Raw genomic sequence first — 12908 nt, 5'->3', positions numbered from 1 at the left:
CACAAAAGTGTGCGGGAATATCAGAAATTACGGATATAAAGAGATACAAAAATGGATAAAAACGGGTGTAATATTTTGGATGAATTTCCCCTTAATGATAAAAAAAAGAGGGTAATAGTGCCAAAAATGTCACTCTGCGGCAAGTAATCCGGCTTTTTTCCGGAAAATGATGAAAATATTTTATCTGGATTCCGGCGCGGTATAGCGGGAAGCCGATGATATAAAGCAATAAAAAAGCCGGAAACATTATTGATTTCCGGCTCGTCTTTATTTTACGGATTATTACTGGTTCAGCGCTTTTTGTGCATCACCGAGTTTGTCAGACAGGTCTTGTTTCAGTTCGTCTTTTTTCTCTGTGGCTTGTGTTTTCAGCTCATCCGCTTTTTTCTCTGCGGCCTCTTTTGCGTCAGCAGCTTCCTTTTTCAGCTCTGTTGCTTTTTCTTCAGCCGCTTTTTTTAGCGTCTTCGCCTTTGTCTTTGGCGTCACTGAGAATATTATCCGCTTCTTTCTTTAGTTCATCGGCTTTTTTATCCGCCTCATTACGGATATCGGCGGCTTTCTCTTTGGCATCATCGATGACCGCACCTGTTTTCTCTTTTGCATCCTGCTTCAGTTCATCCGCTTTCTTTTCAGTCTCATTTGCGACATCTTTGGCGTCTTGTTTCAGTTCGCCTGCTTTCTGTTCCGCTGCATCCTTAATCTGTGCAGCACCTTCCTGCGCCTTCTGTGCGGCAGGATCGGTTTTACTGCTGTCATCACAGCCGGTTGCAAAAATAAAAACACCCGCCAGGATCAGTGAACTTAATAATGTCTTTTTCATGATTAACCCTCTTCGAAAAACGTTGAGTAAAATAACCAGATAGATATCTGTGATATATCATTATAAAACTAAATCGATGTATCTGCTAAGCGATATAATGATACGATATCATTGTCTCATTCAGCATAGAAAACTAAATTTCGCTTGTATATGATTTTTCTTATTTAATTAATAATCCTGAGAAATTATACAGTATATAATAGATACAAGTGCCGCTATCGGTTTTGTGATGGTAATGGCTGTCCGGAGAGTAAAAGCCAAATAAAATAAGAAGTAAAATATATTGAAACTTTATTTATTTCTTTTTATTTCAATTGATTATGTCGAATTACGCAGTGATTAAGGAAAATCCATGACATATTATCTGTTTGTTATTGTGAAGTTTATCATTGGTTTTGTTATTGTGATTACGCACATGAATATTTCCGGAAAAACACAGTTATCACAAATGACACCGGTTGATTTTATTGGTAACTTTGTCCTTGGCGGTATTATCGGCGGTGTGATATACAGCGACAGCATTCCATTAACACAATATGTTATTTTATTGCTGATTGGCGTTAGTTTTATCAGTGCGGTCAATTGGGTTAGCAAGCATATTAATTTTTTTTCGTTCTGTTGCGATAGGTAACCCGATACCCATTATAAAAAAACGGGTTATTTATCATGGATAGCATCCATGAAAAACGAAATAAAATTGATATCCTGAATATTGCATCAAGGATGCATTCTCAGGGAATTTATTCGTTCAGTGACGTTTATTATGCGCAGATAGAGCCTGATGGTCAGTTGACGGTGATTTGTGATAAAAAACAGATGCCTTCTGTGATTATTATGAAAGATGGCGTACCGCGTAAAAACGAGCTGGAACAGATTGGATATGATGAAGCCTGGCTGGAGAGCGGGCTGAAAAAGCTTGGCGTCGACAATCCCGAAGAGGTGTTTCTTGCTGAATTTTATGACGGCAATATTAATGTGGTCATGAAAGACGGGCGCATGACCGGGCATCACAGTGAGCCGTTACAGCCGTAAGGGGAGAGCCCCTTACGTCACGATCACCACTTTTTCGGGGTAGATATCCCGGAATTCGTGAGCTTTTTGCCATTTATCGTCACAAATTATTTTATCGATACCGGCAATTTCCGCAATTTTTAAAATACCCTGCTGACCGAATTTGCTGGAGTCCGCCAGAATAATTTTCTGCTTACTTTTTGCCAGCATTTTTTGCGCGATCATGCCCTCTTCCACACTTTTGACCAGGATCCCGTCTCCGCTTATCCCTCCTGCGCCGACAAAGGCAAAGTCAGCATAAATATGGTCGATTTCATGCAGGGTTTTGGCACCGAGATTGGCGCGGAATTCATGGCTGTACTCTCCGCCCAGCACATAGACTTTCGCCAGTGCATTCTGTGAGGCAATTTTATCGGCGATCAGTGCGGAGTTGGTAAAGACAGTGAAAGCAACCATCGGCAGCAAGCCTGAAAAGAGCAGAGTCGTGGAGCAGGAGTCGATATAAAGTGTGTCGTGTTGAGAGACAAGCCCTGCGGCATAACGCGCGAGGATCATTTTCTCATCACGGTTCAGTTCAAGGCGCTGTTCAAAGCTGCCTTCGCTGACACTTTTTTTTCTTCATCGCGCCACCGTGGATCTTAATGATTTCGCCCTCTTTTTCCAGAATGGAGAGGTCGCGGCGGATAGTTTCTGAGGTGACATTCAGCTCATCAGCAAGATCCTGAACACTGATTTCCCCCTTCAGACCCAACTGGCTGAGGATATATTGCTTTCTTTTAACCGGATTCATGGCTGTTCTCATCGCGCCCTTAAACAGTAACAATATTAGCGCATTATCCGCCGTTGCGGAATGCGGAGATAAAATGGCGGAGTGCGGCGGCAACACCATCATCCCGGCAGGTGCCGGTGATAAAATCGGCATGTTGCTTCAGCGCGGGAACGGCATTGCCCATCGCCACCCGGATATCGGCGGCTTCAAACAAAGAGAGATCGTTTTCCTGGTCGCCGACAGCCATTACTGATCCGGGCGGGATAATTCCTTTTGCTGTCAGTTCATGCAGTACCGCGCCTTTACTGACCGATCCCGGCACCAGCTCAAAATAGTGCTGATCGGTAAAAAATGTCCGCAGCGCTGACGGCAGTTCCGGGCGCAGTGTCTGTACCCGCAGAGCCAGATCCTGCGCATCACCGCACAGGGTAATTTTGAGAATATCAGCGCGGCTGAATAATTCATCGGCTGTCACTGTGTTGACCGGCAGACCAAACAGGGCGGCTTCGTGTGTTGTATAGTCGGCGCGTTCGCCCGGCAGGCAGAGCAGGGCATCCGTGGTAAATGCATGCCAGCCGCAGGGAATGGATTGCAGGACAGGTTGTAACTGAGATAACACAGCCGGACAAAGTGTGGTTTTGCTCAGTACTGAGTGTGTGCGGCAATCATAAATAACTGCGCCGTTAAATGCCCCGACAGCCCGGATAACAGTGTGCAGGTCTGCATTATCAAGCAGAGAAAGAATAGGCTGAAGCGGGCGGGCAGAACAGATAACAATATTGGTTTCAGCCGGGAGCGCCAGTAATGCCTGCCGGTTTGCAGCTGAAATATAATTGTCAGGATGAAGTAATGTGCCGTCGAGATCGATAGCCAGTGTTGTCATAAAAAACCTCAGCGGGAGCAGGCTCCCGCATTGGATAACAATCAGTTGTGATGAATAAAGGATTGGGTGACCTGCGCTGCCGCCTGACACACCACATTATCAATCGCTGTACCAACCACTAAAATATGTACGCCGGTTTCTTTAAATGCTTTGGCATTGGCGACGTTAATTCCGCCTTCCGCCAGTGTCGGTACACTCACTGCGCCAACCAGTGCTTTCAGGCGGGCTTTGATTTGCTCCGGAATTTCACCGGCACCCACACCTTCGTAGCTCATACCGGTCATCAGACCAATCATATCCACGCCGATGGCTTCCATTTTCTTCGCGACTCTTGCGACGTCTTCCGGGGTTTCCGCCGGAATGCCAAAGGTGTGTAAATCATCCGGATGACCAATATAGGCATCAACGGTCAGACCAAAACGGTGCGCCAGATTGACAATATCCGCCAGGTCTTCAAAGGTGGATTTATGCGTGTGCAGCCCGTCAGCCCCTGCGCGGGCAATCTGTAAAATGTCTTCTTCTGTGACCGGCACCGGGATGGTTTCAGTGAAACCACCGGCGATCCCGACAGTAATAAACACATCATCAGGAATAACATTACGAATACCGTTAACCGCTTCTGCCATCTGCGTGGTGGAGATTTCATGGCGGATTTGCTCTGCGGCGTGCATGTTATTCACACCACGGTGTCCGCGCGCCAGCGCCAGTGCCGGGTGGTTTGGTTCAAGCATTTTCACCCCGGCATCACACACAGCTTTCGCCAGTCGCGCGTCATCACCGGTGATACCTGTACTGAGCAGTGTCTGCCCGTTGTGCAGCGCAATAGCATTTCTTACTTTTACCATTGCCTGTTCACGTTTTTTATTCATATCACCTATAAACATATTAACCTCTTACATTCATTATTTTTTTAGTTACCGGCACTTTAAAGTGCCGTTTTAATAAAGCCCTGGTGTTGGCGTGTGATATTTTTCACACTTAGTATTGCTGTATATACCCTTATTCATTCAAACCGCAGGTTCGTTGGCGGTACTCAGCCAGCCGGGTCACATAGTTTGTCTATGCTCCCCGTCTATCTTCCCTTGCCGCCTGCCTGCAATTCGAATGACGTTGGGTATAGTCTTTGAATCAGCCCGCCGCTTTCGCGGATGTCACTGCACTGAAACGGTTGGCAATGACAGTAATGGTACAGGTTAAAATCAGAATAACGGTCATGGTCAGCGCCATGTATACCGCGTTGTTGGATAAGAACGGGGAGGCAAATGCCGGAACATACGCCACGCCTTTAACATCAAACATACCGAGCATCATGCCGCCGATACCGGCAGAGAGAATGGCCCCGCCGAACACAATTTTATTGGCAAACATGAAGGGATAAGCGGACTCAACAAAGGTGCCGAACCCCATATTAATCAGCAGTCCCGGTGCGGCAACAGCGGCTTCACTGCGTTCGCGCGGTGCGATGACATTAGCAAGGTTAATACCTGCCGCGACCATCACCAGCCCGACCATATCAACAGCACCCAGGAAGCTGACGCCGGATTTTTCCATCTCCAGTAACACCAGCGGGAGGATAACCGCGTGATAAACACCGCCGAGGATCGCCGGCCAGATAACTAATCCTGCCAGTAAACCCGCCAGTACCGGACTGAATGCCAGTGTGCTTTCCAGTGCCAGTTTGATGTAGTTACCGCCCATCAGCGCCAGCGGGCTGAGGAAGTAATACATAATCAGACCGGCTGCCAGTCCTGAAATCCCGCCTGCCACAATGTTGACGGTGGTCATCGGGAATTTCCAGTTCAGGCACAGCGTAAACAGATAGCGGACAAACACACCGGCCATGATCCCGCCTGCGATCCCGCCGATCAGCCCGCCTTCAACAGAGAGCACCCCGGCAACCACACCGGCGACAATAGAAACTTCATCCAGCTCAGAAACCTGCTTGGCGGCAATCACGGCAACAATCACCGGCAGACCTTTAAGCAGTAACTGGAAGATAGCATCCAGGCTTTCGAGTCCCGGAATGTGACTCAGCGCCAGCACAATTGCCATGGCGATAAAGCCGGGCAGTGCGGGGATCATAATGCCGCGGATATTCATCCGTTTGAGCAGGCTTTTATCAGAAGGACCGCCCGGCGTATTAGCCGCACCTAAAATCGGTCGGAATTTAATGCCCCAGTGTTTGCACAGGGAAGAGGCAAATGAGATGGCGCGGGTTCTGCTGGTGGTACCTGTGGTGCCGGAGGTGGCAATCACATTGGCTCCACTTGCTGCAATGTGCGCCATAGATGTACCGCCTGTGCCGACAACCGGGACTTTCTTTGCTGCTGCTGCCGCAAGTGCCAGCCGGTTAGCATTGTGCGGGTCGCCGCTCATCACAATAATGCCGTCGATTTCACCTTGTTCTATCTGCTGTGCAATCCGGGCATCGCTGTCACGCACAGCATCATTGACTTGCGCCAGTGTGCCGGAAAAGGTAACAGCAGGAATGGCATCCTCTTCTGTCAGGGTAAAAACTGCTGCTGCGGTTGTGGGTTTGGCGACATCCATTGATGCTTGTGCTGCAATAAACTGAACAGCAGCAATACAGATATCTGCGGAATGACATTGTGTGTAAATCTCGCTCAGAAGTTTTTCAGGATCTGCACCACCGAGGTTGTACAGATTCCCGCCACTACTGCCCAGTATTACAATCTTTTTCATAATCGGACCTCAGGGGTTCAGGGTAAGTAACGACTTATTGTTGTTTTTTGTTGATATTGCATGGCATAACAAAGCAAAGCAACACATCAAAATAAGGCGTCTTATTTATAAAACAATCATGCCATGGGGCTTTGTCGGATTAAATGGCTGCATTAATCTGGTAATGTGGTTGTATTGGCTGATATTTTGATATTTATATGGATTAGTGACTATTTGATTATTATGTAATTATTTTGTTATATGTTGTTTTATGTGATAGTGATCTGATTAAACGGTGTAAATGAGAATCAAAACAACATAAAACAAAAAAAAGCCACTCCGGAGAGTGGCTCAGGCCGTTGACAAACCTACAAGGTTTGGTGACGACCAAGAGAGGTTGTAAAATAAACCAGGAAAATCAATTTATTGATTTTCGGCTGATAACACATTGCAGGAAAAACCCCGTTTTATCCTGCAATGTCGGCAATCTCAGCCACTCCGGAGAGTGGCTTCAGTAAAGAGATAAAATCGTAAATCAGCCCGGCAGATTAACCAGTGAGTCGCGGGAAATATCGCGGATTGTTTTGGCGCCGGTCAGGGTCATTGCCACACGCATTTCTTTATCAATCAGATCAAGCAGGTTTTCAACACCGGCCTGTCCGTGTGCCGCCAGCGCATAAACAAACGCGCGTCCGAGCAGAACAGAATCTGCCCCCAGCGCGATCATCCGCACCACATCCAGCCCGTTGCGAACTCCGGAATCACTCAGAATAGTAATATCCGATTTTACGGCGTCAGCAATAGCAGGCAGGGCGCGGGCAGTGGATAGCACGCCGTCGAGCTGACGTCCGCCGTGGTTTGAGACAATAATACCGTCTGCGCCAAACCGGACTGCGTCTTTTGCATCTTCCGCATCCAGAATACCTTTGATGATCATCGGACCTTCCCAGAATTCACGGATCCACTCCAGATCTTTCCAGGAAATGGACGGATCGAAGTTTGCACCCAGCCAGCCGATATAATCTTCCAGTTTGGTCGGCTCGCCGCGATAGGCAGAAATATTGCCCAGATCATGCGGTTTACCCAGCAGCCCGACATCCAGCGCCCAGCGTGGATGCACCATTGCCTGAAATATCCGGCGCATGGCGGCATTCGGACCGCTCATTCCGGAATGCGCATCGCGGTAACGCGCGCCCGGCACCGGCATATCCACAGTGAACACCAGGGTTTTTACCCCGGCGGCTTTGGCGCGCTCCAGTGCATTCTTCATAAAGCCGCGATCACGCAGAACATAGAGCTGGAACCACATCGGGCGGTCAATTGCCGGAGCGACTTCTTCAATCGGACAGACCGAAACGGTGGAAAGGGTAAACGGAATACCTTTATTTGCTGCCGCTTTTGCTGCCTGCACTTCCCCGCGCCGGGCATACATCCCTGTCAGCCCGACAGGCGCAAGGGCGACCGGCATCGCCAGCTTTTCACCAAACAGCTCTGTTTCCAGGCTGAGGGAAGACATATCACGTAGCACACGCTGGCGCAGGGCGATATCCGCAAGATCTGACGTGTTGCGTTTCAGGGTGTGCTCTGTGTAAGCCCCGCCATCAATATAATGGAACAGAAAGGGTGGCAATTTGGCTTTGGCTGCTGCCCGGTAATCCGTTGAAGCAGAAATAATCATCTTTAATACCTATTTAATGTCTGTAACAAAATCAGTGCCGTGTATACCTAACGTCAGGATAAACGCCATCCCGGCTGCAATCAGCCCGTAAATAAACATCGGAACCACCGTCTTTTTGATAATCGATCCCTCTGCATTACTGATCCCGAGGATAGTGCAGACCGCGATAATATTATTGAGGCACACCATGTTGCCCATTGCCCCGCCGACAGATTGCAGCGCCAGGGTTAAATTCACATTAAGCCCGGTAGTCTGTGCAATAGATTGCTGAATACCGCCGAAGGTCAGGTTTGATACGGTATTGGAGCCGGAGAAGAACGAGCCGAGCGCACCCAGATAGGAGGCAAACCAGAGCCAGTTTTCACCGGTGGCACCTGCAAGCGAACGCCCGATAATATAAACCGGCGCATTTTCACCGCCCTGCATCATCAGATTGACCATGATTAGCGCACCAAACAGGGCAATAAACGGCTTGTTTGTCTGTTGTGCGGTCTGCACAAACATGGTTTTTACCTGCCCGCGCGTCAGTCTGAACAGAAAAATGCCGATGATCACGACGAGAAAGAACGGGATCAGTGCCGGGACATACAGGGTTTTGTAATCTGCCGCCGCCGGGGTGCCGAAGACATTACTCAGGCGGACAATCAATGCATCACTCAGCGTGATATGTCCGAGGAAACCAAGCGTGCCTTCCCAGATAACATTGGTGCTGTTGAGCAGACCTTTGATCCCGAGCTGGTGGATGCGGGTCACAATCAGAATGGCGATCAGCAGTAATGTCGGCGCCATCGCTTTGATAACCTGACCGAACGGAATGACTTTCTTCTCTTGTTTCTGCTCTGTTTTGGTCAGTCCGATTCCGGCACGGGCAATTACCACAGAAATACCCAGACCGATCGCACCGCCCAGCAGTGCCGGGAATTCATAATTAACCTGCGCCAGCAGCAGATATGGCACAGTACAGGAGAGGACACTGAGAAGAATAAACACGATATTACGGCGGATTTCCTGCCAACTGACAATAAAGCGCAGCGCCAGCAGCGGAATGAAGAATGCTGCCACAAAGTGAATAAGGGCAGAATAATGGCTTATCTGATACACACTCTCTTCTGACAGCCCGAGATTGGCAAAACCAAACCAGGTCGGCGTACCGACCGCACCGAATGAAACAGGCACGGAGTTCATCACCAGCGTCAGTAATGCGACCCGCATTGCCGGAAAGCCCAGACCCACCAGGATGGGTGCGGCAATCGCCGCCGGTGTGCCGAACCCGCTGGCACCTTCAATCGTAAATGCAAATGCCCAGCCGATAATCATCAGTTGTGCGACCGGGTTCGGGCTGATGTTCTCCAGCCAGTTACGGACAACATTTTCCGCGCCGCTTATCTGCATCAGTTTATTTAGCATAATGGCCCCGGCGATAATGGTTATCGGGGTCAGAACAGACATAAACGCAGTAATAATATTGGCACCGAGCAGCGTAAAATCGGTTTTAAACCAGAACAACTGAATACAAAGTACCACTGTCGCTGTGAGCGGCAATGCAATGTAGGAAGGGATACTGCGGCGTTTTGTCATCATCCAGATTAACATCACGATAGGTGCAAGACTGAAAAAAATAGCCATAATGCCCTCAGATATTATTATTGTTGTATACCCTTATTCATTCAAACTACAGGTTCGTTGGCTTCGCTCAGCCAGCCGGGTCACATACTTATGTATGCTCCCCGGCGGTCGGAGCTTGCCGCCTTCCTGCATCTTGAATGACGTTGGGTATATTGGTTGTAGGGGGTCGTTAAATTTTTATTACACAATTATTTTAATCACAACCGAAATGAATAATCTATGCTGCATTTTTTTTAACAATTACAAAACAGATAAAAGTAGTGAAAAACAGGAATTAATGAATATATTTCTGTAATTTAAAATTATTGTTTATCAATAAGGTATGAGTTTTATTTGTATGATAAAAGGATGGGGTCACATTAATTAAGCGGTTCAGGGCGATAGAGAAATTCCAAAAAAACGACTAATAGATTGATAACTATACCCAACGTCATTCAAGCTGCAGCCAACGAACCTGCGGTTTGAATGAATAAGGGTATCAGCCGAAATAGGGACGGATAGCCTGATAAGATTGCTGAATATGATCAATCAACAGACGGATTTTCATCGGCAGGTGTCGGGTATAAGGATACACCGCGTAAACGCCGAGTTTTTTCCCGCTGTAGCCGGGCAGCACTTCAGTTAATAATCCGGCGTCTAAATCTTCATGCACCATACAGCGCGGCACCATTGCAATGCCATGTCCGCCCAGCAGGGCTTTACGGATGGCGCGGGCATTGTTAAACGCGATATTACCGCTCACCTGAAGCTCATAAATCTCCCCGGTATCCGGGCGTCTCATCAGCCAGTTTGATGTGCCGCTTTGCTGATAGGTGTAAGTCAGGCAGTTATGTGTCAGCAGATCTTCCGGGTTTTGTGGTGCAGGGTGTTTTTCCAAATAGCGGGGTGAGGCGAGGATCACCCAGTGAGAATCGATAAGCGGGCGGGCTATCAGGCTGGAATCACTCATCATTCCTGTGCGGATGGCGAGATCAATACCTTCATTTACCAGGTCAACAAACCGGTTCTCCAGATGCATTTCCACTTTCACATTCGGGTATTTTTCACAGAACTCAGCCACGCTGTCACTGAGAACCAGTTCTCCGGAGATAGTGGGTACTGACATACGTATCAGTCCGGTCAGTTCATCACTGTTTGCACTGACCGCCTGCAAAGCGCTGTGAACCTGACCGGTGAGGGATTTTGCATGCTGATACAGTACCTGACCATTTTCTGTCACTGACAGGCTGCGGGTGGTGCGGTAAAGCAGGCGTGCGCCGAGGGCTTTTTCCAGCCGTCCGACCCGTTTACTGAGCACGGAGCCGGTAACACCCGCCATTTCAGCGGCTTTGCTGAAAGAGCCGCAATCCACAATAAGCGCGAATAAAATCAGGTCATTAGCGTAATCGTGGGCGGGCAGCATGATAAAATCTCCGGCAATGTGTTATAGGATGATATAAAAGCCACTATATCAAAATCAGTATAACAGTGATAACACCCCCGCCATGTCCGGGCTTAAATTGTGTATACCATATGGTCGTAGGCGAAAACGGTTTCCGGGAATATCGCCTGACATTCGCGAAGTAAACGCTCACAATCTTCTGCGCTATAGCGCCCGCTGAAGTGAGTGGCGATCAGCGTTTTTACCCCGGCATCGCGTGCAAGTGTGGCGGTCTGTACTGTGGATGAGTGTCCGCGACTGTTGGCTTTTTCTGTCATCGAGCTGTCCAGGGTGGCTTCCAGAACAATCACATCGGCGTTTTGTGCCAGTTTCAGCGCGTTTTCACATGGCGCGGTATCCCCGAAAATCACCAGATGCCGCCCGCGCTGTGGTGTGCCGAGATAATCAGCACCATGAATAACCCGGCCATCATCCAGGGTTACATCATTACCCTTTTTCAGCGCCTGCATCCACGGACCTGACGGTACACCATCATCTTTCAGACGCTGAGCATCCAGTGCGCCGGGCTTATCATACTCTTCGATACGGAAACCATAGCTGACAACAGGGTGCTCAAGTGAGTAAGCGCTGACTTTCAATTGTCCGTCATCATAAATCACGCCTTCTTCCGCTATCTCAATAATCTCCAGCGGGAAGGTCAGGTATGAGCCGCTCAGGCTCAGGGTGGTTTCCACAAACTGCGCCAGTCCCGCCGGACCAAAAAGTGTGAGTGGTTCTTCGCATCCGCCCATAGAGCGGCTGCATAAGAGCCCCGGCAGACCAAAAATATGGTCGCCGTGCAGATGGGTGATAAAGATTTTTTCCAGCTTCGGGATTTTTACCGGGCTTCTCAGAATTTGGTGTTGCGTGCCTTCGCCGCAGTCAAACATCCATAAACCGCGCTGTAATGATTTGAGATCCAGCACCAGGCTGCTGACATTGCGGTTGTTTGACGGAACACCGGCACCGGTGCCCAGAAAAATTAACTCCATATTGTTCCCCGTATTACGATTTTGCTGCCCGCAGGCGGAGACTCACGGAATACGACGGAGCAGCGGCGAGCGGGTAAGATTTTCCGGTAAGATTAGCGGTTCTTCGACCATCGGTAAACTCAGACGGGTTTTACCGTTAATAATTGTCAGCCCGGCGGACTGCCAGGCCTGTGCCACCAGTTGGGTACAATAAAGCCCTTCCTGCGGATTGATACTGAAAGGTGTGCCGGTTTGTGACAAGGCATTGTCACGGGCGAGCCGGTGATGAGCGTCATCTGCCTGTACGGCGTAATAACTGACCTGCCCGTTTTTGGCATGAAGGATAAAAAAATCCAGAGTATCCCGGTTAACACCGGCTATTCCGCCCGGGTGCTCCTGTGGCGTGGCATGAATAACATAAACGCCGTCCGGGGCAATATCAAGCATACCGACGTGGCTGAACCCGCTGTTATCCACGGTTCTGACAATGTCACTGATGGCTTCACCGCCATCACGGAAGATAAGGTCGCCGCTCTGAATGCCGGGCGGCAGAGGGGATGCGCTGAGTGACAATGAGATAAAAAACAGGACCGGGAGCAGGCTCCCGGCGGATATACGGGGGATCATCAGCGCAGAATAACTTTCCAGTCGTCGTTTTCCTGAGTGAGCAGGAAGCGCTCATCTTTCTGTTTGCCGTCATTAAAACGGACGGTCAGGATAACCGTGGCGCGTTTTTTCGCCTCATCAATATCAACAGATTTCACTTCAGTGCTTTTTACGCCACCGTTTTTGGCGATGCGTCCGGCCATATCCCCGACAATCATCTGTACTTTACCTTTGATTTCCATCTCGTTTTTCTTTTTATCTTTTTCAGGGATGGCGAGCAGATCATAGGCTTTATCTGCATCTTTTTTCTCAACGGCGCTGTAAAACTGTTGTGCTACCGCTTCCGGTGGTTCGCTGCCGCAGGCGGTCAGCATAAAACTGCCGGTTACCAGCAACAGGGAGAGCGCGATTTTTTTAAACATAGTTTTTCCTTAACAACTGC

At 48.8% G+C, this 12908-nt stretch carries 13 protein-coding genes and 1 pseudogene; 1 reads left to right on the top strand and 13 read right to left on the bottom strand.

The features are described from left to right. Positions 1-282: 282 nt before the first annotated feature. Together AYY16_RS21180 and AYY16_RS13725 are read right to left on the bottom strand one after the other, a co-directional pair. Positions 283-486 (bottom strand): hypothetical protein, encoded by a 204-nt coding sequence (locus tag AYY16_RS21180; RefSeq protein ID WP_235846315.1) that lies wholly within the window; start codon positions 484-486, stop codon positions 283-285. Next, complete coding sequence (locus AYY16_RS13725) at positions 443-820, bottom strand: hypothetical protein (RefSeq protein WP_235846314.1); 378 nt, start codon at positions 818-820, stop codon at positions 443-445. The genes AYY16_RS21180 and AYY16_RS13725 overlap by 44 nt, the downstream gene beginning before the upstream one ends. A gap of 352 nt (positions 821-1172) precedes the next feature. On the opposite strand from AYY16_RS13725, the pseudogene AYY16_RS13720 reads away from it, so the two are divergent. Next, a pseudogene (locus tag AYY16_RS13720) lies at positions 1173-1852 on the top strand (DUF421 domain-containing protein). 12 nt (positions 1853-1864) lie between these two features. Here AYY16_RS13720 and AYY16_RS13715 read toward each other — a convergent pair. The 11 genes from AYY16_RS13715 to AYY16_RS13670 form a co-directional block, all read right to left on the bottom strand. Beyond that, complete coding sequence (locus tag AYY16_RS13715; RefSeq protein WP_235846313.1) at positions 1865-2386, bottom strand: DeoR/GlpR family DNA-binding transcription regulator; 522 nt, start codon at positions 2384-2386, stop codon at positions 1865-1867. 31 nt (positions 2387-2417) lie between these two features. Next, positions 2418-2621, bottom strand: coding sequence for a DeoR family transcriptional regulator (locus AYY16_RS21175; RefSeq protein ID WP_235846312.1), 204 nt, complete (start codon positions 2619-2621; stop codon positions 2418-2420). Positions 2622-2664: 43 nt separating this feature from the next. After that, positions 2665-3483 carry a Cof-type HAD-IIB family hydrolase gene (locus AYY16_RS13710; RefSeq protein ID WP_067367665.1) on the bottom strand — a complete coding sequence of 273 codons (819 nt, stop codon included), beginning with the start codon at positions 3481-3483 and terminating at the stop codon, positions 2665-2667. Positions 3484-3524: 41 nt separating this feature from the next. Further along, positions 3525-4367 (bottom strand): histidine biosynthesis protein, encoded by an 843-nt coding sequence (locus tag AYY16_RS13705; protein ID WP_067367662.1) that lies wholly within the window; start codon positions 4365-4367, stop codon positions 3525-3527. Between the two features lie 244 nt (positions 4368-4611). After that, complete coding sequence (locus tag AYY16_RS13700; RefSeq protein WP_067367659.1) at positions 4612-6186, bottom strand: PTS sugar transporter; 1575 nt, start codon at positions 6184-6186, stop codon at positions 4612-4614. A gap of 514 nt (positions 6187-6700) precedes the next feature. Then, positions 6701-7843, bottom strand: a complete 1143-nt coding sequence (lldD, locus tag AYY16_RS13695; protein ID WP_067367656.1) for an FMN-dependent L-lactate dehydrogenase LldD — start codon at positions 7841-7843, stop codon at positions 6701-6703. Positions 7844-7852: 9 nt separating this feature from the next. Continuing rightward, on the bottom strand, positions 7853-9469 hold the full coding sequence (locus AYY16_RS13690; protein ID WP_067367652.1) for an L-lactate permease: 1617 nt from the start codon (positions 9467-9469) through the stop codon (positions 7853-7855). A 478-nt stretch (positions 9470-9947) separates the two neighbouring features. After that, complete coding sequence (locus AYY16_RS13685; RefSeq protein ID WP_067367649.1) at positions 9948-10871, bottom strand: LysR family transcriptional regulator; 924 nt, start codon at positions 10869-10871, stop codon at positions 9948-9950. A gap of 92 nt (positions 10872-10963) precedes the next feature. Beyond that, the gene (gene rnz / locus AYY16_RS13680) at positions 10964-11881 is read right to left on the bottom strand and encodes a ribonuclease Z (RefSeq protein ID WP_067367646.1); all 918 of its coding nucleotides are present in this window, start codon (positions 11879-11881) and stop codon (positions 10964-10966) included. 42 nt (positions 11882-11923) lie between these two features. Continuing rightward, positions 11924-12487 carry a YiiX/YebB-like N1pC/P60 family cysteine hydrolase gene (locus AYY16_RS13675; protein ID WP_067367643.1) on the bottom strand — a complete coding sequence of 188 codons (564 nt, stop codon included), beginning with the start codon at positions 12485-12487 and terminating at the stop codon, positions 11924-11926. Next, complete coding sequence (locus AYY16_RS13670) at positions 12487-12888, bottom strand: DUF4878 domain-containing protein (RefSeq protein ID WP_067367639.1); 402 nt, start codon at positions 12886-12888, stop codon at positions 12487-12489. Before AYY16_RS13670 ends, AYY16_RS13675 begins: the two co-directional genes overlap by 1 nt. Between the last annotated feature and the right edge of the window lie 20 nt (positions 12889-12908).

The sequence above is a fragment of the Morganella psychrotolerans genome (assembly GCF_001676155.1).
Classification (GTDB): Bacteria; Pseudomonadota; Gammaproteobacteria; order Enterobacterales; family Enterobacteriaceae; genus Morganella; species Morganella psychrotolerans.
This window is presented reverse-complemented; position numbering and strand designations above follow the sequence as displayed.